The organism is Streptomyces sp. NBC_01334, from assembly GCF_035983595.1.
In the GTDB taxonomy this organism is placed as follows: Bacteria; Actinomycetota; Actinomycetes; order Streptomycetales; family Streptomycetaceae; genus Streptomyces; species Streptomyces coriariae.
The window spans coordinates 3,876,868-3,896,911 of sequence record NZ_CP130718.1 but is presented as its reverse complement, the minus strand read 5'-3'; the positions used below and the strand labels follow the sequence as shown (position 1 = coordinate 3,896,911).

The following is a 20,044-nucleotide window of genomic DNA, read 5'->3' as shown; positions in this document are numbered from 1 at the left end:
TCGCCTCATGGCCGTGATTCCTGATCCTGGCAGCGAATCACCCTCCACGATATCCGGCAACCGGCTTGTGGGGAGGGGTGTTGAGGGGATTACCCCCTCAACAACGAGGGGGTTACTCCTTTGGCATATGCCAAAAGCATGCCTGCGTCCGGGCGGGGGCTTATGCATGCCGAGTGATCCTGATGCGGGTCGCCGGTGGGACAGGAGGGGCGCCACTCGGGGTGGCGCCCCTCCCTGAGCTCACAGCACGGCGCTGAGGAACTCCCGCGTCCGCTCCTGCTCCGGCTCGCTGAAGATCTTCTCCGGCGGGCCCGACTCGATGACACGACCCGAGTCGAACATCAGCACCTGGTCCGAGATGTCCCGGGCGAAGCTCATCTCGTGGGTCACGCAGAGCATCGTGATGTCGGTGGTGCGGGCGATGTCCCGCAGCACGTCCAGGACGCCGACCACCAGCTCCGGGTCCAGCGCGGAGGTCACCTCGTCCAGCAGGAGGACCTGCGGTCGCATCGCCAGCGCCCGGGCGATCGCCACCCGCTGCTGCTGGCCGCCGGACAGCTGGGTCGGGTACTTGTCGATGTGCTCGGTCAGGCCGACCAGTTCGAGCAGGTCGCGGGCCCGCTCCTCGGCCTCGTCCTTGGACAGGCCGAGGACGGTGACCGGGGCCTCGGTGATGTTGCGCAGCACCTTCATGTTCGGGAAGAGATTGAACTGCTGGAAGACCATCCCGATGTTCTTGCGGACCTCACGGACGTGCTTCTCGCCGGCCCGGACCAGCTTCCCGTTCCGCTCCTCGTGGGTCAGGTAGTCGCCACCCACCCTGATCGTGCCCTCGTCGGGCTCGGTCAGGGTCATCAGCAGCCGCAGGATCGTCGTCTTGCCGGAGCCCGACGGGCCGATCAGCGTGACGTGCTTGCCGGAGTCGACGGAGAAGTCGAGCCGGTCGAGGACGGTGTTGTCGCCGAAGCGCTTGGTGACCTTGTCGAACCGGATCAGTTCACTGCCGTCCACCGGCGGATTGGCGAGGAGTTCGGTGTTCTCTGCGGGATTGGTGTCAGCGGACAAGGCGTCGCTCCAGGGCTCGGATCAGGAGGGAGGCGGGGTAGGCGATGACGATGAAGGCCACGCCCACGACGGTGAGCGCCTCGGTGGTGAAGGTCTCGTTGCTGAAGGCCTGGGCCTCGCCGAGCATGTCGAAGGCTCCGATGGTCGCGATCATCGGGGAGTCCTTGAGCATGGCGACGACATAGTTGCCCAGCGGCGGGACGACGCGGCGGATCGCCTGCGGAAGGATCACCGCCCGCCAGGTGCGGCCCTTGGACAGGCTCAGCGCCGTGGCCGCCTCCCACTGGCCGGCGGGGACGCCGTCGATGCCCGCGCGGTAGACCTCCGCGGTGTAGGTGGAGTAGTGCAGTCCGAGGCCGACGATGCCGGTGGTGAGCGGCGACATCGACGGGCCGAAGTTGGGGACCACGTAAAAGAGGAAGAAGAGTTGCACCAGCAGCGGTGTGTTGCGGATGAACTCCGTGACGGCGACGACCGGCCAGCGCACCCAGGCCTGCGCGGACCGCTGTGCCAGCGCCCACACCAGACCCAGCGCGAAGGCGATCAGGGTGCCGATGGCCAGGGCTTGCAGCGTGACGAGCACGCCGTCCCAGAACCGCGGCATGAAGTCGTCCACGACGTTCCAGTCCCAGCTCATCCCATACCTCCTGCGGACTGCGAACCGGCCTGAAGGCTTTCGCCGCGGGCGCCGAGCTTCCTGCTCGTCCCGCCGTTCTTCGCCGGCAGTTGCCCGATACCGGCCTTCGCCCTGCGCTCCAGCAGCCGCATACCGCGGGTGATGAGGAAGGCGAGAACGAAGTAGAGGACCAGCAGCAGGGTGTAGACCGGGGTGGTCTCGTTGGTGCCCAGCCGGAGCAGATTGCCGGCGAACGTCATGTCGGCCACCGTGATGACCGAGACCAGGGCGGTGCCCTTCAGCAGCTCGATCAGCAGGTTGTTGAACGGTGGCACCATCTCGGGCCACGCCTGCGGCAGTTCGATCAGGCGCAGCCGCTGCAGGCGGGTGAAGTTGAGCGCGATGCCCGCTTCCTTCTGAGCCGGTGTGACGGCGGCCAGGGAACCGCGCACGATCTCGGAGCCGTAGGCGCCGTAGGTCAGGCCGAGCGCGCTGACACCGGCCCACATGGGTACCAACTGCCAGCCGAAGAGGGGCAGCGCGAAGAACATCCAGAACATCAGCACCAGCGCCGACATGCCACGGAAGACCTCGAAGTAGGCACCGGCGAGGAAGCGGACGATCCAGTACTGCGACCCGCGGGCGAGACCGATGCCGAACGAGATGGCGGCGCCGAGGGCCGCGGAGAGCACCGTCACCTGGACCGTGACCCAGACCCCCGGCAGGAACCAGGTGGTGAAGAACTCGGAAGTCATCATCAGCCGCACAGCTCCTTCGCCGTGAGGTCCGTCATGTCGGCCTTGGCGAAGCCGAAGGGGCCGACGATCCGCAGGAGTTCCCGGTAGTCGTCCTCCTTGAGCTTCAGCAGCTCCTTGTTGAACGCGTCACGGAAGTTCTTCTCGGACTGCCGGAAGGCGAAGCCGCCGGCGCCATAGGCGGGCTTGCCGTCGACCACCGGCTGGAACGGCTCGGTGGCCGACACGCGTCCGGAACCCGCCACCGCCGACTTGACCGTGATGCGGGTGCCCGCGAAGGCGTCCACCCGGCCCTGGGCCACCGCGTCGAGCCCGGCCACCTGGTCCGGCAGGATCAGCACATCGGCGATGCCCGCGGCCTTGGCGTAGTCGATCTGGGCGTAGGCCTTGCCGGAGGCGAGCTTGAGGCCCTTCTTCTTGACGTCCTCGTACGTCTTGATGCCGTGCGGATTGCCCTTCTTGACGATGAAGGCGTCCAGCATCAGGTAGTCCGGGTCGGCGAACAGTACCTGTTCGCACCGCAGGGGATTGATGTACATCCCGGCCGACACCACATCGAACTGCCGGGCCTTCAGCCCGGGTATGAGGGCACCGAAGTCCACCGGCACCGGCTTGACCTCGTCGATGCCGAGCTTCTTGAAGATCACCTTCGCGATCGCGGGTGCTTCTCCGGTGGCCTGTCCGTCGTCTCCGACATAGCCGAAGGGGGGTTCACTGGCGATGCCGATCTTCACGGATCCCTGATCCCGCAAGGTGTCCAGGAGGCTGCCTCCCAACACCTTTCCGTCTCCCGGGACGCGGCTGCAGCCGACCACCCCGAGACCCCCCGCCGCGCTCAGCGCCGCCCCGGCGAGCAGCGAGCGACGGCTGAGTCTTCCGTGGCGGCCGTTGTCGGTTCCTGATCGATGTGCGTGTGGTCGAGCCATGGGCGCGCGGCTACCCGACTTCATGCGAGTTACACGGACTGCTTTCGGCCCCGCTCGTCACCGAGGCCGCCTTGACCGCGGGTGGACCATGGAACGCATGGCTGACCGATACATCGAAGTCTCGCTGGTCAAGCGCGGAATCACCGCCACGGCGCAGCTGCTCGACGATCGTGCGCCGATCACCTGCGCGGCCGTCTGGGATTCCCTTCCGCTCGCCGGAGACGTCTACCACGCCAAGTACGCCCGTAACGAGATCTATGCCCTTTTTCCGCCTTTCGCGACATCTGAACCACCGCTGGAAAACCCGACCGTCACTCCCATCCCGGGAGATCTCTGCTATTTCTCCTTCGCGGGAGCGGAACTCGGCACCCGGGCCTACGGCTACGACCGCGAGGTCCGCCCCGGCACCACGGTCGTCGACCTGGCCCTCTTCTACGAACGCAACAACCTGCTCCTCAACGGTGACGTCGGCTGGGTCCCCGGCATCGTCTGGGGGCGGATCGTGCAAGGCCTGGAGGAGATGGCGGAAGGGTGCAACGACCTGTGGCGAACGGGCGCGGCGGGAGAGACGCTGCGGTTCCGGCGCTCCGGCCCGCCGGGGGGCGCCCCCGCCGGGTGAGGGCGAGAGCCGGGGTGAGGGCGAGCGTGCGGGCGAGGGGCGCGGGCGAGGCCTACGACCAGCCGCGCAACGCGTGCCCCGCCCGTAGCACCAGGTCGTCCCGGTGGCGGGCGGCCACGATCTGCATCCCCACCGGCAGCCCGTCGCCGTCCGTGCCCACCGGGACGGTGGCCGCGGGCTGCTGGGTGAGGTTGAAGGGGTAGGTGAAGGGCGTCCACCCCGTCCAGCGGCGATACCCGGACCCGGCCGGCACCTCGACTCCCGCCTCGAACGCCGTGATCGGCAGCGTCGGGGTGAGGAGCAGGTCGTAGGTGTCGTGGAAACGGCCCATGCGGCGGCCCAGTTCCATCCGGACGTCCACCGCGGACAGATAGTCGAGGGCGGAGTACCGCGCGCCCTCGGCGCAGATCTCCCGCAGCCCCGGATCGAGCGTCTCCCGCAGGTCCGCCCGCAGCCGTCGGGTCACCTGGGCCGCCCCGGCGAACCACAGGGTGTGGAAGGCGTCGGCCGGGTCGGTGAGGTCCGGGTCGGCCTCCTCGACGTACGCGCCGAGCTCCGCCAGCCGCTCCACGGCCCGCCGCACCGCCGCCGCGACCCCCGGCCGTACCGCGACCTGTCCACCGAGCGACGGCGAGTACGCCACCCGCAGTCCGCGCACGCCCCGGTCGAGCCCCGCCCGGAACGACCCGTCCGCCGGACCCAGCGCCGACCAGTCCCGTGCGTCCGGCACGCCGATCACGTCGAGCAGCAGCGCCGCGTCCGCCGCGTCCCGGGTCATCGGACCCACGTGCGCCAGCGTGCCGAAGGCGCTCGCCGGGTACAGCGGCACGCGGCCGTACGTCGGTTTCAGCGCGAAGATCCCGCAGAACGCGGCCGGGATACGGACGCTGCCCCCGCCGTCGGTCCCCAGCGACAGCGGCCCCGCGCCGAGCGCCACCGCGGCCGCGCTCCCGCCGCTGGAACCGCCCGCCGTGCGCGACGGATCGTGCGGATTGCGGGTCACACCGGTCAGCGGGGAGTCCGTCACCCCCTTCCAGCCGTACTCGGGGGTGGTCGTCTTGCCGACGAAGACCGCGCCGGCCTCGCGCAGCCGGGCGACGGAGGGGGCGTCCTCGTCCCAGGAGCCGGACGGGTCGACGGACTTCGAGCCGCGCAGGGTCGGATGTCCCTTCAGCAGCAGGATGTCCTTGACCGTCACCGGCACCCCGTCGACCGGCCCGGCCGGCTCCCCGCGCCGCCACCGCTCCCGCGAGGCTTCCGCCTGCGCCAGTGCCTCGTCGGCGAGGATCCGTACGAACGCGTTCACCTCCGGCTGGATCCGCTCGGCGCGGTCCAGGGCCGCGCGGGTCGCGTCCACGGGGCTGAACTCGCCCTTGCGGTAACCGTCGAGGAGCTCGGTCGCCGTGAGTGTGGTGAGGTCGGTCATGCACCCTCCCGAGGCCGGTGACGTCAGTGTCCGGGCACGTATCCGCGCTGCTTGTCGACCACGTTCCTCAGCGGTCGGCCCGCCGCCCACCGCTCGAACAACTCCACGAACTGCGCGCCGAGTTCGTCCCGCCAGCCGACCGTGTCGCCACTCATGTGGGGCGAGATCAGCAGCCCCGGGACGTGCCACAACGGGCTGTCGGCGGGGAGGGGTTCGGCGGTGAGGACGTCCAGGGCGGCGCCCGCGATCCACCGCCGCTCCAGTGCCCGCACCAGCGCGTCCTCGACGACCAGCGGTCCGCGGCCGACGTTCACGAAGCGGGCGGAGGGCTGCATCACGCCGAACCGCCGGGTGTCGAACATGCCGTGCGTCTGCTCGGTGAGCGGGGCGGCCGCGATCACCCAGTCGGCGCGGGCGAGGAGCCGGTCCAGGTCCTGGGGCCCGTGGATGCCGGTGCGCGGGACGCGGCCGACGACGGCCGTGGTCATGCCGAGCGCCTTCAGGGTGCGGGCGATCGCCCGTCCGATCGGCCCCGACCCGACGACGACGGCCCGGGTCCCGGCGACCCGCCCGCCCTCCCGGTGCCGCCACTCGCCCCGCTGCTGAAGCTCCCAGCTCCGCGGCAGATCCTTCGCCATCGCCAGGACCAGCGCGGCGACGTACTCGGCGATCGGCTCGTCGAAGATCCCGCGGGCGTTGGTCACCACCGTGTCCGAGGCGGCCAGTTCGGGGCACAGCAGGTGGTCCACGCCGGCGCTCGCCGTGTGCACCCAGCCCGGCCGCGGTCCCTCGCCGGGCCAGGCGGCGCGCACCGCGTGCGAGGTGAAGTCCCAGACCAGCAGGACGTCCGCCGTGGGCAGTCGCGCGGCGAGGGAGGCCTCGTCGGTGTGCAGCACCCGGGCCCGCCCGGTGAGGCGCCCGAGCCGGGGCAGGGGATCGGCGTCCAGCACGAGAACCGTGGGCAGAGCTGCGGGGACGACGGCCATCCGATGCCCCCTCCGTCCGTGACCAAGTGTCTGACGTGCGCGGATTGACCACGTTCGCACCCGAACCTACCGTCGTCAACACGGCCGTTCGTACGGCTCGTTGCGCATCCTGTCTCCCGGTGAGGGCGGTGCCCGCAATGGACGTCACCTTTCTCGGCGGCCCCCGCGCGCAGCGCGGCCTCGGTGTCGTCGCCCCCTTCGACTTCGCGCTGGATCGCGAGCTGTGGCGCTGGACGCCGGACGACGTCTCGCTCCACCTGACGCGCACGCCGTACGTCCCCGTCGAGGTCAGCCTGGACCTCGCCCGCCGGGTGAGCGAGCACGAGACCCTCAGGGACGCCGTCCGCACCCTGATCGCGGTCGCCCCCGAGACCGTGGCCTACGCCTGCGCCTCGGGCAGCTTCGTCGGCGGGCTCGCGGGGGAGCGGGCCATGTGCGAGGCGATGACAAGGGCCGGTGCGACACCGTCCGTGACCACCTCGGGCGCGCTGATCGAGGCCCTGACGGAGCTGGGCGCCCGCCGGGTGGCCCTGGTGACGCCGTACACGGAGTCGGTGACGCGGTCGCTGGAGGAGTACGTGGCCGAGGCGGGCGGCACGGTCACCGGACGCGCGTTCATGGGCCTGACCCGGCACATCTGGAAGGTTCCGTACCGGGAGGTGGTGGAGATGGCCCACCGGGCGGTGCCCGCGCCCGCTACCGCCGACGTGCTGTTCATCTCCTGCACCAACCTGCCGACCTACGACGTCATCCCCCAACTGGAGGCCGAACTGCGGATACCGGTGATCTCGGCCAACCAGGTGACCATGTGGGCGGCGCTGCGCCGACTGGGTACCCGAGCGGTGGGACCGTATCAAGCGCTGCTGGACACTTCGGCACGCGTGTGGCCCCCCGGGCTGCCGGACACCCGGGTACCGCGGGAACTTCCCGTGCCGCAGGAACCCCCGGTCCTGCCGGACGAAGAGCAGCAGGAAGGCTGGACATGACCGCACTCGGTTTCCTCTATCCGGGCCACTCGGCCGAGGACGACTACCCCCGTATCGAGCAGCTCCTGGGCAGTGACATCCGGTTGGACCTGGTCCACACGGACATCGGCGAGGACGCGCACAGGGTCGACGCGCTGCGCGAGATGGGCGCGCCGCACCGGCTGGCCAAGGGCGTCGAGCAGCTGCGGCTGGCCGGCGCCGAGGCGGTCGTGTGGGCCTGCACCAGCGGCGGCTTCGTGCACGGCTGGGAGGGCGCCCAGGAGCAGGTGCGCGCCCTGGCCACGACCGCCGGGATGCCGGCCTCCTCCACCTCCTTCGCCTTCGTGCACGCGGCCCGGGAGGTCGGCGCCGGTCGGGTCGCCGTCGGGGCGACGTACCCGGACGACGTGGCGGCACTGTTCGCCGGCTTCCTGCGGGCGGGCGGCGTGGAGGTGACCGGCGTCCACAGCGCCGGGATCGTCACGGCGGCCGAGGTCGGGACCTGGGGCGAGGCGGAGGTGTTCGCCCTCGCGCGGGCGGCCGACGCGCCCGACGCCGGGGCGATCCTGCTGCCCGACACCGCCCTGCACACGGCCGCGTTCCTCCCCGCCCTGGAGAAGGAGTTCGGCAAGCCGGTCCTCACCGCCAACCAGGTCACGGTCTGGGAGGCCCTGCGCCTCACCGACCGCCGGGTGAACGCCCCGGGCCTGGGCGTGCTGTTCACCCGGGAGCCGATCGTGCAGGTGTGACCGGCCGGTCGCCCGGGTCGGACCGGCAGGCCGACCGGGAATAAACGGGGACACCCTCCTGTTAACCGCCCGAGGACAGTGCACGGTCGACAACAGGAGGACCCCCGTGGCGGCGGACGAGACGGTGAGCGATGTGACGGAGGCGGACGAGATCCGAGGGGTGGCCCGGGGCGGCGCGCCGGTGCCCCTCTCCGTGCTGGACCTGGTCACCGTCGGCTCCGGTCGCACCGCCACCGACGCCCTGCGCACCAGCGTCGACCTCGCGCGGTTCACCGAGTCGCGCGGCTTCCACCGCTACTGGGTCGCAGAGCACCACTCGATGCCGGGAGTCGCCTCCTCCTCGCCCGCGGTGATTCTTGCCCACCTCGCCGCCCACACCGACCGCATCCGGCTCGGCTCGGGCGGCGTGATGCTGCCCAACCACGCGCCTCTCGTCATCGCCGAGCAGTTCGGCACCCTGGAGGCGCTGGCCCCCCGCCGCATCGACCTCGGCCTCGGCCGTGCCCCGGGCACCGACGGCGCCACCGCCGCCGCCCTGCGCCGCACCGCCACCCTGCACGAGGGCGCCGACGACTTCCCCGAGCAGCTCGCCGAGCTCACCCGCTTCCTGGACGACGACTTTCCCGACGGTCACCGCTACCGCCGTATCCACGCGATCCCCGGCCCAGTCCAGGGCACGTCCCCCGGCGGGGTGCAGTCGCCGCACCGGCCGCCCGTCTGGCTGCTCGGCTCCTCCGGCTTCAGCGCCCGGCTGGCCGGTGTGCTCGGTCTGCCCTTCGCCTTCGCGCACCACTTCTCGGCGCAGAACACCGTCCCGGCCCTCGACCTGTACCGGGAGTCCTTCCGGCCGTCCGAGGTGCTCGCCGAGCCCTACGCGCTGATCGGCGTCTCCGTGCTCGCCGTCGACGACGAGCGGGAGGCCCGCCGCCAGGTCCTGGCAACCGGCCTCAACATGATCCGGCTGCGCGGCGGCCGCCCCGGCCTGTTCCCCTCCCCCGAGGAGGCGGAGGCGCACGAATTCAGCCCGCTGGAAAGGGAGTTCGTCGACTCCTGGGGCGCGAACATCATCCACGGCACGGCCGACGAGGTCCGCTCCGGCCTCGACGACCTCCACAAGCGCACGGGTGCCGACGAGTTGATGCTCACCAGCCACGCCCACCGCGGTGAGCTGCGCCTGCGCTCCTACGAACTCGTCGCGGACGCCTACGGGTTGCCGACGGCGTAGGTCTCGGTCCCCAGCAGCTCGGAGATACGATCCGGCGACACCGGGCGGGAGTACAGCCACCCCTGTCCGGTGTCGCAGCCGATGCTGCGCAGCCGGGTCGCCTGCGCGGAGGTCTCCACGCACTCGGCGGTGACGGTCAGCCCCAGCCGGTGGGCGAGGTCGATCATCGCCTCGACGACGACCTGGTCGGCCGGGTTCGGCGGGGAGCCCGCGCCCTCGTACTGGAAGCCGCGTACGAAGGACCCGTCGAGCTTCAGCACCGACACCGGCAGCCGGCTCAGGTAGGCGAGGTTGGAGTAGCCGGTGCCGAAGTCGTCGATGGCGATGCCGACGCCCATGTCGCTGAGGGCCTGGAGCGCCTGGAGCGGCCGCCCCGCCGAGCCCATCACGGCCGACTCGGTGAGTTCCAGCTGGAGCAGGTGCGGCGCCAGCCCGGTCTCGGCGAGGATCTCCGCCACATCCGCCACCAGGTCGGAGTCCCACACCTGACGCACCGCCACATTGACGCTGACGAACAGCGGCGGATCGTCCGGATTGTCCAGCTGCCACTGCCGTGCCTGGCGGCAGGCGGTGGCCAGAACCCATCGGCCGAGCGGCACGATCGAACCGTCCTCCTCGGCCAGCGCGACGAACCGATTCGGCGACAGCAGCCCGAACCGGGGGTGATCCCAGCGGACCAGCGCCTCCACCCCGCGCAGCCGGCCGTCCGACATGCCGACCAGCGGCTGGTAGTCGAGACGGAACTCGCCGCGCTCGATGGCCGGACGCAGCGTGGAGGCCAGCGCCTGCCGGGTCATCAGATGGGCGTTGCGCTCGGGGTCGAACAGCGTCCAGCGGTCCTTGCCGTCCACCTTCGCCCAGTACAGGGTCGTGTCGGCGGCCTGCATCAGACCGGTCGCCGTGGTGCCGGCCGCGTGCCGCTCCACCACCCCGATCGACGCGGAGACGTTCAGCCGGTGCCCGGCCAGGTCGAAGGGGGCCTGGAGTGCCTTGAGCACGGACTCGGCGAGGTCGGCCAGCTGCTCGGTGCCGGTGGAGTCCTCGACCAGCAGGGCGAACTCGTCGCCGCCCAGCCGGGCCACCAGCGGCACGCTCGGCCGAGTCTGCCCGGCCTGCTCGGCGCTCTCCGTCAGCCGTTCGGCGACGGCGGCCAGCAGCAGGTCGCCGACCCGGTGACCGAGGGTGTCGTTGACCGCCTTGAAGCCGTCCAGGTCCAGGTAGCACAGGCCGATCCGGCCGGTCCCGCTCTGCTCGTACGCCTCCGCCTCCAGCGCGGCGGACACCCGCTCGAAGAACAGGGTCCGGTTGGGCAGCCGGGTGACCGGGTCGTGCATCTGGAGATGCCGCAGTCTCGCCTGGAGGTCACGGTGCGCGCTCACGTCCGCGACCGACAGCAGTATCCCGGGCATGTCCGCGTCGAGGGGGGACACGGTGACCTGCGCCCACAGTGAGCGGCCGTCGGGCTGCTTCAGGCGCCGGGTGCAGCGCAGTCTCGCCTGGCGGCCGCGCAGCACCTCGCGGTAGGCGTGCCAGGTGCGCGCGTCGGAGGTCAGGTCCAGCAGGTCGGAGGCGACCCGCCCGACCAGGCCGGTGCTCCCGCCGCCGAGCAGCGCGCCGAGCGCGTCGTTGGCGTCGACGATGCGACCCTCGCCGTCGACCACGGCCATGGCGAGGGGTGCCGCCGCGAAGACGGAACGATAGGCCGGTGGTCGGTTGACCAGGAGCCCGCTTTCCGTACTGTCGATGTCACTCTCTGTGACGGCTGACCGGTCGAGGTCTGCCGCGGGCGTCGGCCCTTCGGACGTTCCGCTCACCGCTCGCTCCCGCAGTGCACTCGATCGCTGTCCGTGCAGGAAAGTCTGCCGATCATAGAGGCTGCCCCCGGACCCGCGCAGCCACTGCCCAGTGTCCCCGAACAACCGGCCTTTCTGACAGATCGTTTCTGCCCGCACCTGGCCCGGTTCTGTGGGGGGACGACCGCTTGTGACGTTCCGTGAGAATTCCGGGGGTGTCGAGGTGATGCCCGCTTTCCGCCTCCTCACTCGTCTGGGGCAGACAAACAGGGCGTAATACGACAATTTCACACAGGCTGGGTGGCGGTGTCCCGTGAACCGCCTTCCGGAGGTCTCTGTGCCGCGAGTGCCGCGACGTGTGCGACTGCTTCCGCGCCCCCGAGTGCGCAGTACTGCGGCCGTGTTCACCACCCTCTCGGCGCTGGTCGCGAACTCGCTCGTCGGCGGTCCCTCGGTCGCCGAGCCGTTCTCCCCCGCCCCGTGTGCCCTGACCCGCACCGCGGCCCACCACTCGGAGGGCGTGGACACCTGGAACAGCGCCTACCCCCGGCCGGCCCGTTCCCTCGACGCGGTGATGGTCTTCCTGTCCTTCCCGGACCGGTTCCCGACGACCTCCCCCGACGAACTGGCCGCCGACCACTTCCCGGCCACCAGCCGCTTCTTCCGGCAGGCGTCCTACGGGAAGTTCGCCCTGCGCGCGCATCCCCTGAAGCGCTGGATCAGCATGCCGAAGCCGTCCACCGCGTACGCCATACAGCGCGACTGGGACACCGACAGCCGGGCCGCCTACCTGCACGACGCGCTGGCCGCCGCCGACCCCCACGTGGACTTCTCCCGCTACGACGTCGTCTACTTCGTGGCCGACCCGGACGCGCCGGGCGTCGACTCGGACGCCACGAAGGTCGTCAACCTGGACACCCCGCTGAACGCCGACGGCACGGACATCCGCCGGGTCGTCACCGTCTTCGAGCAGCACCCCCCGGACCGTCTCGTCCTCGCCCACGAGACCGGCCACGTCTTCGACCTGCCCGACCTCTACCACCGCCCCGTCGACGGCAAGGGCGACTGGGACACCTACGTCGGCGACTGGGACCTGATGGGCAGCCAGTTCGGCCTCGCCCCCGACCTCTTCGCCTGGCACAAGTGGAAACTGGGCTGGCTGGACGAGCGCCAGGTGGTGTGCGTACGGGGGCCGGGTCCGACCCGGCTGACCCTGGAACCGCTCGGCGCCGGGCCGGGCGTGCAGGTCGCCGGCGCCTCCGGGGCGCCGTCCTTCGGGCTCGGCAACGGGCCCAAGCTGGCGGTGGTGCGCACCGGACCCGACAGCGCGCTCGCCTTCGAGGCGCGCGGCCCGGCGGGCAACGACCGGGCGGCCTGCCGCACCGGCATCCTCGTCTACCGCGTCAGCAGCGGCGCCCGGTCCGGCCGGGGCCCGGTCGAGGTGGTCGACGCCCACCCGCGCACCGAGGCCTGCTGGGAGAACTCCGTCTACCCGCCCCTCGCGGACGCCCCGGTCGCCTTCGGCGAGAGCTTCACGGTGCCGGGCAACGGCGTACGGGTGGACGTGGAGGGGCGCACGGTGTCGGGGGAGTGGACGGTGAAGATCACGCCGGGGACGAAGCTGTGACCCCTCCCGCGGCGTCCCGGAGGTGACCCGCTTCGGACACGCGAAAGGCCCCTCGCTCTCGCGAGGGGCCTTTGCCGGAGGGGGTGTGGGTGGCGTAGCCCCCGCAATGCGCGGCGCAGCCGCGCAGGAATGACGACGGCGGGGCTGGTTCGCACTTTCTGCGAACAAGCCCCGCCGTCGACGTCGTGCGCCGCCAGGGACTCGAACCCCGGACCCGCTGATTAAGAGTCAGCTGCTCTAACCAACTGAGCTAGCGGCGCCTGCTGACGTCGTAGACCTTAGCATCCTGGTCCTGGGGAGGAGAAATCGAAATCCGCACGGCCGAACGGGCGGCCCGGACGGCCGCCCACAGCAGGATCTCCGGGCCCGGCAGCCAGGGATGACGGGTGTCCGGGGCGACCATCCAGCGCGTCGACGCGCCGTCCCCGGCGGGGGTGAGCGCGGGCACGGTCACCGCGTCGCCCGTGCCGTGACACAGCAGCGGAGGCACCGTCGCCGCACGGCCGTCCCGGCGGCCTTCGGCGCCCCACTCCTCCCACTCCAGCAGCGAGGGCAGCCGCTGGGCCGTGCCCGGCGCCGCGAACAGCAGCGTCCGCCCGCGGAACGCGGCCACCGGCCCGGAACCCGGCCCCTCGCCCCACAGCCGGTCGAGCATCAGCCGCCCGAACATCGCCGGCGCGCTGACGATGTCGAACGCCGAGCCGCAGGGCAGCACCACCGGGGCCTGCGGCCGCTCCTCCCAGAAGGCGAGCGTGCTGCGCGGATATGTCCCGGCGGAGGCCAGCCAGGCGGCGCCGTCCGGGGTGACGCCGATGGGTTCGTCGCATGCGCTGCTCATACCCCCAGGTCTACCGGGGGTGAGCGGACGAATTCACAGGGTTGCCGGAAACCGGGACGGGAGGGGACGAGGAGGAGTATCTTGCCCGCCCGGCATATGCCAGGCGGGCAGGGCGGACGCGGCGCTCAGACGGGGTCGGCGTGTCCCCGCCCCTCGGTGTCGCCCCGCAGCAGATCCCGGCCGAACTCGACCATCTTCTTCGCGTAGTCCTCGGTCCACTCGGCCCGTTCGCCGATGTCCGCCGGCGTCAGCCGGTCGAAGCGGCGCGGATCGGCGAGCTGTGCCGCCGCCATCGCCTGGAACTCCACCGCCCGGTCGGCGGCCGCCCGGAACGCGAGCGTCAGCTCCGTCGCCCGCGCGAGCAACGCGGCCGGATCGTCTATCGACTCCAGGTCGAAGAAGTGCTCCGGATCACCGGCCGCCTCGGCGGGCTCGAAGAGCAGGGGCGCGGGGCGTAGCCGCGGTTCGTTCCGACGCGGCGTGGGCTCCGCCATGTCTTCTCCTCCTCGTACGGTTCGGATGGCTCCACGGGTGGACAGCACCGGTGGAGTGGACCACCCTCCATTGTCCCCCGGTCGCGCAAGAGGCCCTCGGCCCCGCAGTCTCAAGGCTCCCGCCCGCCCCGATGTTCCCGCCGGCAGGCGGGTGGGTGGCGAGGTCAAGGTCTCCAGGCCACGCGGTGTTCCGCGAGGTGCGCCAGTACCGCGTGGTTCGCCTCCCAGCCGTCCGGGAACTTCACGAGGGTTCCCAGCTGGACCGGTTCCGTCGACGGGTAGGCGTCCAGGAGGTCGCCCACGCCTGCCCGGCACACCACCACGCACGCGTGCCGGTGGCGGGAGGCCAGGACGCACAGGCGGCCCGTCTCCAGGTGGAAGGCGGTGGCGTCGGGGCGGCCGGAGAGCGGGTGGAGGATCACCGTGACGTCGAACTCCATGCCCTGGAGCCGGTTCGCCGTGTCCACGGTCACGTCCGGGACGCCCAGCTCCGCCAGCGCCGCCCGCACCGCCGCCGCCTGGTCGCGATGGGCGGTGCCCACCGCGATCCGGTCGGCGGTCAGCGGGGTCGGGTCGGGGGAGAGCTCCGAGGTGGCCGCGCCGCCCCGGTCCAGCAGCCGCCGGACGACCGTCGCGACGGCCCGCACCGCCTCCGGGTCGGTCCGGGGGGTGTGCCGGGCGGGCAGCTCCAGCAGGCCCCAGCCCGACTCCCCCGCCTCGTCGATCACCCGGTCGGTGCCGGAGCCGTCCGGCGGCACCGCGAAGGACAGCCGCCGGTCGCCGTGCCCGGTGCCGCTGCGGAACGGCGTGTACGGGTAGAACGCGTCGGAGACCAGGGGCGCCGCCGACGCCGGAAGCCGCCAGGACACCGGCAGCCGGTGCTGCGGCAGCTCGGGGTTGTGGGCGAGCAGGGTGCTCACCGCCGAGGCCGACGGATCGTAGGACAGACCCGCCCACTGCTCGCCGCCCACGATCGAGAACGGGTCCAGCTGCCCCGGGTCGCCCACGAACAGCGCCCGTTCGAACAGCCCGGCCACGGCCAGCAGCCCGTCCGACCGCATCTGGTACGCCTCGTCCACGATGGCGTGCCGCCACGGCTCGTCGACCTTCACATGCGCCCACTTGGCGGCGGTGGAGATCACCACCGGCAGTCCCGCCAGCTCCGCCGCCTTCGCCGACTTCCGTACGTTCGCCAGCTCGTCGAGCACCTTGTCGTACGGGTCGGCGTCGCTGCTGTGCAGCCGGCCCACCGGCAGCTCGGGGTTCTTCACCGCGAGCCGCACGACCAGGTCGTCGACCTGCGCGTTGGTCTGCGCGACCACCATCAACGGCCGCCCCGCGTCGGCCAGTTCCAGCGCCGCACGGACGACGAGCGTGGACTTGCCGGCGCCGGGCGGGGAGTCTACGACCACCCCGCGCGCGGTGCCGTGCAGCGTGTCGCGCAGGATCGCGTCGGTGGCGCGGGTGGCGGCGGTACCGGGGTCGAAGGCGGCCTCGGTGGTCACAGCACATCCTCCTGGGTGACGGAATCGGGGACCTCGGGCGCCTGCTCGCCCGGCGGACCGCCGTGCGTCCACGGCGTGTCCTCCGGATCGGGCAGCTTCGCGCCGCCGCGCTGCTCGTGTTCGAAGAGCGTGAAGCAGAGCCGGTCGCCCTTCTCGGGCACGGACCCCGCCTCGGGCTCCTTGCCGCGGCCCATCTTGTCGACGATCCGGAGCACCAGCAGGCCGTCCTCCTCCTCGCCTTCCCGTCCCACGAACTCGGCCGCCTGCGGCTTGCCGCCCAGCGAGCGGAACACCTTCGCCCGCTCCCCGAGATGCGGCCGGTCGTCCGTCCGTACGGTGACCAGCGGCCGCGGGCTCGGCCGCTTGCTCTCGCTGTACGCCATGACCACGTCGACGACCTCGCCCGCGAACGCCTCCCCGGCCAGCCGCCGTCCCGCCATCACCAGCGGGTCGTCGAGCGCCTCCTGCGCCTCCAGCCGGGCCTGTTCGCGCTCGCGGGTGGCGAGCTTGTTGGCGGCGGTGACCGCGTCGTCGCGGCGCGGCTGCGGGGGCTCACCGGCGACGACCCGGTCGCGGTGGCCGGTGAACGACCAGCGGTCGCGCGTCCACCGCTCCTCGACGTGCGCGCCCTCCGGCAGCGCCCGCAGCAGGTCCAGGCCCTCCCACACCTTGTTCCAGGTGGGCAGCGTCCGGCTTGTGACCAGCTCGCGGATCTCCTGCTCGGCCGCGGTGAGGGCGCCCAGCCGGTCGTCGGCCTGGAGACCGTCCTCGGCGGCGGCCAGGGCGGTACGCGCGCGGTCGTAGCGCTCGATGGCCGGAGCGAGCAGCTTGTTGTCGAACGCCGGATCGGTCGCCGGTCCGGCCGGCGGGCACCGCAGCTGTCCGGCGGCGTCCCGCGCCAGTTCCGCGCGCAGCGCCGCCTCCGCGCCCGTCTCACCCGGCGGCGGGGCGATCCAGGCGAGCTGTGCCCCCAGGTGCTGGTCCTCCAGGCTGGACTGCCCGGTCGCCCAGTGCCGGCCCAGGACCTCCGTCATCGCCGTCAGCAGCGAGGAGCCGGGCACCCGGGACCGCTCCCCGAAGTGGGTCAGCCACCGGCCGAGCAGCGGCACGCGCGCAGGCGCGGGATACGGCGTCTCCGGGTCCTGTTCCGCCGTCCGCCGGAAGCGCATGGAGCGGCCCAGGAGGCGCACGAAGTCGACGCCCGCGCGGCTCGGGACGATCAGCTGGGGCGCGTCGGCGCACAGCTCGACCTCGACCTTGACGCGTTTGCCGGTCTCCGGGTCGGTCTCGCTGCGCTCGGCGGCCTCGACGACGTCGGCGTAGGAGTCGAGGTACGGCAGGACGACGTCGGCCAGTTCGGCGAGGAACGCGAACCTCAGCTCGCGGTCGCGCGGCTGCGGCACGACGAGCAGCCGCGGCGCGTCCCGGTCGGTGCCGACCAGCGCGCCCAGCGGGGCGCCGGCCTCACCGGCGGTGGTCAGCGGCACGAAGACCAGCGGCCGCTCGGACAGGTGCCGGTGCCGGACGGTGGCCGTGGGCTGGGCGCGGCCGGTGGTGACGGCCTCGAGGCGGGCGAGGGTGGTGATCAGTGACACATCGCCCCCAGGGCCTCGGTGCGCAGCAGTGCGGCCCGGCGCAGGGCGGCCACCGCGGGATCCCGCGGGTCGCCGCTCTCGCCGCGCGCCGCCGCCAGGACGTCCTCGACGGTCGTCAGCCCACCCAGTTCGGCCCGCACGGAACGGCCCAGGGAGGTGACCGCGCCGGCCGCGCGGGACCGCTCACGGCAGTGGAACGCGAGCTCGCAGGCGGCCAGGCACTCGGGCGCGTACGCCGCCGGGACCGCCTCGACGGCCGCCGTGAGCTGGTCGGCGGGCAGCTCGGGGGAGAAGCAGGTGCCCTCGGGGAGGGCGTCGGCGATGTCCTCGATGCGGGTGAGGCGGGCCAGTTGGCGGCTGGTGACCGCGCGCTGCTTGCGCACGTCCACGGCGGAGGCGGTGGGCAGGTTGGAGAAGTCCTTGGGGCAGACCAGGAGCACCCGGTGGCGCACGCGCGGGACCGGGTCGAGACGGGCGGCGACCGCCTCGAGGGCGAGCACGTACACGGCGGCCTGCCGGGCCGCCGCACCGACCTTCGCCGGGTCCGCCGAGCCGTCCAGCATCGGGAAGGACTTGATCTCCACGACCGTCCAGCTGCCGTCCGGGTGCACCACCACCGCGTCCGGCTCCAGGAAGGCGGGGGAGCCCGCGACGTCGAGCGCGATCATCGGATGGTCCAGGAGCGTCCAGGTGCCGGCCGCCTCCGTGGCCTCGCGCAGCGCCAGCGCGGTGCGCGCGGTGCGGCCCTCGGGTCCGATCGCGGACAGGTCGGGCAGGGCCGCGCCGACGGGTGGCGCGGCGCCGGGGTCCAGCCGCTCGTGCACCAGCCGCAGCAGTTCCGCGCCGCCGTCCGCCTTCACCTTCGCCTCGAACGCGTTGCCGCGGGTCAGGGCGAACTGGGACTGCCCGAAGGCCGAGGGCGAGCCCAGCGCGTCCGCCAGCGTCGCCTTGTCCACCCCGGCGCCGTCGAGGATCGCGCGCCGCTCGCAGCCCGGGTTCGCCGCCAGCGCCGCGAGGGCACGGGCGTCCAGCGCCTTGGCCGCAACGTCGGGGCCGCGCAGCTCAGCGAGCCGCTGCCGGAGCGCCGTCCCCCGCGTCCGAGGGGGTGGCACCCGGCTCGGCTCCGGGGCCGAACCGTGACTCGCGCTGCCGTGGAATTCGCTCACCCGTCGAAGTCTGGCATCCGCCACTGACAATCGAGGCCGATGCGGTCGGAGAGGCTGCCGCGACCAGCGGGACACGGGCCGCGAACCACACCCGGGCACGGTCCGCGCCGCGCATCACCAACGGCGTCAGCAGCAGTCCGACGCCCATCACGGCCGCGCCCGCGACCGCGTCGAGGAAGTAGTGGTTGGCGGTGCCCATCACCACGAGCGTCGTCACCAGCGGGTAGACGACACCGGCCGTCTTCGCCGTACGCGTGCCGCCGTGCCGCCACAGCATGACGCCGCACCACAGGGCCCAGCCGACGTGCAGACTCGGCATCGCCGCGTACTGGTTGGTCATGCCGCCCATGCCGCGCGGCGCGCTCGCCTCGCCGCCCCACCAGCCGTACGAGCTGTACTGGGCCATGGTGTCCACGAAGCCGTGGCCGGCCGACAGCAGCCGGGGCGGGCAGGTGGGCATCAGCGTGAAGCCGATGAGGCCCATGAACGTGGACGTCATCAGCCAGGTGCGGGCCGCCCGGTAGAGCTGGGTCCGGGACCGGAACAGCCAGACCAGGATCACCGGCGTCACCACGTAGTGCAGTGACGCGTACCAGAAGTCGGCCGGTACGCCGATCCACGCCTCGGTCCTGAACAGCCGGTTCAGCGGATGCTCGGCGTTGATGTGCAGGAACTTCTCGACGCGCAGGATCGCCAGGCCGTGGTCGACGGCGGTGGTCACATCGCCGCGCGCGAGCAGCCGGCCCGCGGAGTAGCAGGCGTACACCAGCAGGAGCAGGGGCAGCTCGGTCCACCAGCGCAGCCGTGTCCGCGGGGCCGCCTCGGTGCCTGGTGTCTCGGTCTGCGGCATCCGATTGCCTCCCCCTTCGTGTCGCTGTCTCGTCGCTGGTGTGCCAGTGGCTCGGGACGGGCCACTTTACGGCGCGTGTGCGCGGCCCTCGTGGGCCCCCCGGCTCTCAAAGACGCTGAGATCGCCCACCGGGTTGCCCCTGTTCAGGGTGAGCGATGATGGAAGGGCTCCGCCCCTGGTTTCTCCCCTGATCCCTCTCAGGGTCTCCCCGGAAAGGTCCCCCATGGCACCGCGCATCCTGCTGGCCCGGCACGGACAGACGGAGTGGTCGCTGTCCGGCAAGCACACCGGCAGGACCGATGTGCCGCTCCTGGAGGAGGGCCGCCGGGGTGCCGAGCTGCTCGGCGAGCGGCTGCACCGGGCCCCGTACGACGGCCTGAAGGACGTGGAGATACGCACCAGCCCGCTGGCACGCGCGCGTGAGACGTGCGAGCTCGCCGGCTTCGGTGAGCGGGCCACCACCTGGGACACCCTGATGGAGTGGCACTACGGCGCCTACGAGGGCATGACCCCCGCCGAGATCCAGGCCGTCCGGCCCGGCTGGCTCATCTGGCGCGACGGCGTCCCCGAGGGGGAGACGCTCGCCGAGGTGACCGCCCGCGCGGACGAGGCCGTCGCCTGGGCCCGCTCGGCCGACCGGGACGTGCTGGTCTTCGCCCACGGGCACATTCTCCGCTCCATCGGGGCACGCTGGCTGGGTCTGCCGCTGGACTTCGCGGCCCGGATCCGGCTGAACCCGACGTCCCTGTCGGTCCTGGGCTGGGCCTACGGCGAACCGGCGATCGAGAGCTGGAACGACCTCGGGCACCTCGGGTAACCGCGGGTGGTCGCGGGCGGCTTCGGA

The 20,044-nt window shown here is 72.2% G+C and carries 19 protein-coding genes and 1 tRNA gene; 6 read left to right on the top strand and 14 right to left on the bottom strand.

Annotated features, from left to right (window positions below):
* Positions 1–240: 240 nt before the first annotated feature.
* From ehuA to ehuB, 4 genes are read right to left on the bottom strand one after another with little or no spacing between them, the layout of a single operon-like run.
* Positions 241–1,065 carry an ectoine/hydroxyectoine ABC transporter ATP-binding protein EhuA gene (gene ehuA / locus OG736_RS17365; RefSeq protein WP_327183261.1) on the bottom strand — a complete coding sequence of 275 codons (825 nt, stop codon included), beginning with the start codon at positions 1,063–1,065 and terminating at the stop codon, positions 241–243.
* Complete coding sequence (gene ehuD, locus OG736_RS17360; protein WP_020132278.1) at positions 1,055–1,702, bottom strand: ectoine/hydroxyectoine ABC transporter permease subunit EhuD; 648 nt, start codon at positions 1,700–1,702, stop codon at positions 1,055–1,057. The genes ehuA and ehuD overlap by 11 nt, the downstream gene beginning before the upstream one ends.
* The gene (gene ehuC, locus OG736_RS17355; RefSeq protein ID WP_327183260.1) at positions 1,699–2,439 is read right to left on the bottom strand and encodes an ectoine/hydroxyectoine ABC transporter permease subunit EhuC; all 741 of its coding nucleotides are present in this window, start codon (positions 2,437–2,439) and stop codon (positions 1,699–1,701) included. The genes ehuD and ehuC overlap by 4 nt, the downstream gene beginning before the upstream one ends.
* A complete protein-coding gene (gene ehuB / locus OG736_RS17350) occupies positions 2,439–3,362 on the bottom strand; it encodes an ectoine/hydroxyectoine ABC transporter substrate-binding protein EhuB (RefSeq protein WP_327183259.1) in 924 nt (307 codons plus the stop codon). Before ehuB ends, ehuC begins: the two co-directional genes overlap by 1 nt.
* A 97-nt stretch (positions 3,363–3,459) precedes the next feature.
* Between ehuB and OG736_RS17345 the strand changes: the two genes are divergently transcribed.
* A complete protein-coding gene (locus OG736_RS17345; protein WP_327183258.1) occupies positions 3,460–3,981 on the top strand; it encodes a DUF3830 family protein in 522 nt (173 codons plus the stop codon).
* A gap of 52 nt (positions 3,982–4,033) precedes the next feature.
* Here the strand turns inward: OG736_RS17345 and OG736_RS17340 are convergent, their stop codons facing one another.
* Together OG736_RS17340 and OG736_RS17335 are read right to left on the bottom strand one after the other, a co-directional pair.
* A complete protein-coding gene (locus tag OG736_RS17340; RefSeq protein ID WP_327183257.1) occupies positions 4,034–5,407 on the bottom strand; it encodes an amidase in 1,374 nt (457 codons plus the stop codon).
* Between the two features lie 23 nt (positions 5,408–5,430).
* Positions 5,431–6,393: a D-2-hydroxyacid dehydrogenase gene (locus tag OG736_RS17335; RefSeq protein WP_327183256.1), complete on the bottom strand. Its 963-nt coding sequence runs from the start codon at positions 6,391–6,393 to the stop codon at positions 5,431–5,433.
* 137 nt (positions 6,394–6,530) lie between these two features.
* Here OG736_RS17335 and OG736_RS17330 point away from each other — a divergent pair, with 137 nt between their 5' ends.
* The 3 genes from OG736_RS17330 to OG736_RS17320 all read left to right on the top strand — a co-directional run bounded on the left by OG736_RS17330 (position 6,531) and on the right by OG736_RS17320 (position 9,332).
* Complete coding sequence (locus OG736_RS17330; RefSeq protein WP_327183255.1) at positions 6,531–7,379, top strand: maleate cis-trans isomerase family protein; 849 nt, start codon at positions 6,531–6,533, stop codon at positions 7,377–7,379.
* Positions 7,376–8,107 (top strand): maleate cis-trans isomerase family protein, encoded by a 732-nt coding sequence (locus OG736_RS17325; protein WP_327183254.1) that lies wholly within the window; start codon positions 7,376–7,378, stop codon positions 8,105–8,107. The genes OG736_RS17330 and OG736_RS17325 overlap by 4 nt, the downstream gene beginning before the upstream one ends.
* A gap of 106 nt (positions 8,108–8,213) precedes the next feature.
* Positions 8,214–9,332, top strand: a complete 1,119-nt coding sequence (locus OG736_RS17320) for an LLM class flavin-dependent oxidoreductase (protein WP_327183253.1) — start codon at positions 8,214–8,216, stop codon at positions 9,330–9,332.
* Here OG736_RS17320 and OG736_RS17315 read toward each other — a convergent pair.
* Positions 9,311–11,146 (bottom strand): putative bifunctional diguanylate cyclase/phosphodiesterase, encoded by a 1,836-nt coding sequence (locus tag OG736_RS17315; RefSeq protein WP_327183252.1) that lies wholly within the window; start codon positions 11,144–11,146, stop codon positions 9,311–9,313. The two genes, OG736_RS17320 and OG736_RS17315, sit on opposite strands and share 22 nt — an antisense overlap.
* A gap of 337 nt (positions 11,147–11,483) precedes the next feature.
* Between OG736_RS17315 and OG736_RS17310 the strand changes: the two genes are divergently transcribed.
* Positions 11,484–12,752 (top strand): M6 family metalloprotease domain-containing protein, encoded by a 1,269-nt coding sequence (locus OG736_RS17310; RefSeq protein WP_327183251.1) that lies wholly within the window; start codon positions 11,484–11,486, stop codon positions 12,750–12,752.
* A gap of 186 nt (positions 12,753–12,938) precedes the next feature.
* On the opposite strand, the gene OG736_RS17305 is transcribed toward OG736_RS17310, so the two are convergent.
* From OG736_RS17305 to OG736_RS17275, 7 genes are all read right to left on the bottom strand, one after another.
* Positions 12,939–13,012 (bottom strand) — tRNA-Lys (locus OG736_RS17305).
* Positions 13,003–13,590 (bottom strand): bifunctional DNA primase/polymerase, encoded by a 588-nt coding sequence (locus tag OG736_RS17300; protein ID WP_327183250.1) that lies wholly within the window; start codon positions 13,588–13,590, stop codon positions 13,003–13,005. The genes OG736_RS17305 and OG736_RS17300 overlap by 10 nt, the downstream gene beginning before the upstream one ends.
* 125 nt (positions 13,591–13,715) lie before the next feature.
* Entirely contained in the window at positions 13,716–14,084 is a 369-nt protein-coding gene (locus tag OG736_RS17295) for a DUF8844 domain-containing protein (RefSeq protein ID WP_020132289.1), read from the bottom strand.
* A 164-nt stretch (positions 14,085–14,248) separates the two neighbouring features.
* Positions 14,249–15,589 carry an AAA family ATPase gene (locus OG736_RS17290; RefSeq protein WP_327183249.1) on the bottom strand — a complete coding sequence of 447 codons (1,341 nt, stop codon included), beginning with the start codon at positions 15,587–15,589 and terminating at the stop codon, positions 14,249–14,251.
* A complete protein-coding gene (locus tag OG736_RS17285; protein WP_327183248.1) occupies positions 15,586–17,184 on the bottom strand; it encodes a hypothetical protein in 1,599 nt (532 codons plus the stop codon). Before OG736_RS17285 ends, OG736_RS17290 begins: the two co-directional genes overlap by 4 nt.
* The gene (locus tag OG736_RS17280; protein ID WP_327183247.1) at positions 17,175–18,296 is read right to left on the bottom strand and encodes a hypothetical protein; all 1,122 of its coding nucleotides are present in this window, start codon (positions 18,294–18,296) and stop codon (positions 17,175–17,177) included. The genes OG736_RS17285 and OG736_RS17280 overlap by 10 nt, the downstream gene beginning before the upstream one ends.
* Positions 18,247–19,200 carry a phosphatase PAP2 family protein gene (locus OG736_RS17275; protein ID WP_020132293.1) on the bottom strand — a complete coding sequence of 318 codons (954 nt, stop codon included), beginning with the start codon at positions 19,198–19,200 and terminating at the stop codon, positions 18,247–18,249. The genes OG736_RS17280 and OG736_RS17275 overlap by 50 nt, the downstream gene beginning before the upstream one ends.
* A gap of 223 nt (positions 19,201–19,423) precedes the next feature.
* On the opposite strand from OG736_RS17275, the gene OG736_RS17270 reads away from it, so the two are divergent.
* The gene (locus OG736_RS17270) at positions 19,424–20,017 is read left to right on the top strand and encodes a histidine phosphatase family protein (RefSeq protein ID WP_327183246.1); all 594 of its coding nucleotides are present in this window, start codon (positions 19,424–19,426) and stop codon (positions 20,015–20,017) included.
* The last annotated feature ends 27 nt before the right edge of the window (positions 20,018–20,044 follow it).

Bases quoted from the DNA above. Each gene is read 5' to 3' on its own strand.
- ehuD (WP_020132278.1), bottom strand. From the start codon at position 1,702: ATGAGCTGGGACTGGAACGTCGTGGACGACTTCATGCCGCGGTTCTGG.
- ehuC (WP_327183260.1), bottom strand. From the start codon at position 2,439: ATGATGACTTCCGAGTTCTTCACCACCTGGTTCCTGCCGGGGGTCTGG.
- ehuB (WP_327183259.1), bottom strand. From the start codon at position 3,362: ATGGCTCGACCACACGCACATCGATCAGGAACCGACAACGGCCGCCAC.
- OG736_RS17345 (WP_327183258.1), top strand. From the start codon at position 3,460: ATGGCTGACCGATACATCGAAGTCTCGCTGGTCAAGCGCGGAATCACC.
- OG736_RS17340 (WP_327183257.1), bottom strand. From the start codon at position 5,407: ATGACCGACCTCACCACACTCACGGCGACCGAGCTCCTCGACGGTTAC.
- OG736_RS17335 (WP_327183256.1), bottom strand. From the start codon at position 6,393: ATGGCCGTCGTCCCCGCAGCTCTGCCCACGGTTCTCGTGCTGGACGCC.
- OG736_RS17330 (WP_327183255.1), top strand. From the start codon at position 6,531: ATGGACGTCACCTTTCTCGGCGGCCCCCGCGCGCAGCGCGGCCTCGGT.
- OG736_RS17325 (WP_327183254.1), top strand. From the start codon at position 7,376: ATGACCGCACTCGGTTTCCTCTATCCGGGCCACTCGGCCGAGGACGAC.
- OG736_RS17300 (WP_327183250.1), bottom strand. From the start codon at position 13,590: ATGAGCAGCGCATGCGACGAACCCATCGGCGTCACCCCGGACGGCGCC.
- OG736_RS17295 (WP_020132289.1), bottom strand. From the start codon at position 14,084: ATGGCGGAGCCCACGCCGCGTCGGAACGAACCGCGGCTACGCCCCGCG.
- OG736_RS17275 (WP_020132293.1), bottom strand. From the start codon at position 19,200: ATGCCGCAGACCGAGACACCAGGCACCGAGGCGGCCCCGCGGACACGG.
- OG736_RS17270 (WP_327183246.1), top strand. From the start codon at position 19,424: ATGGCACCGCGCATCCTGCTGGCCCGGCACGGACAGACGGAGTGGTCG.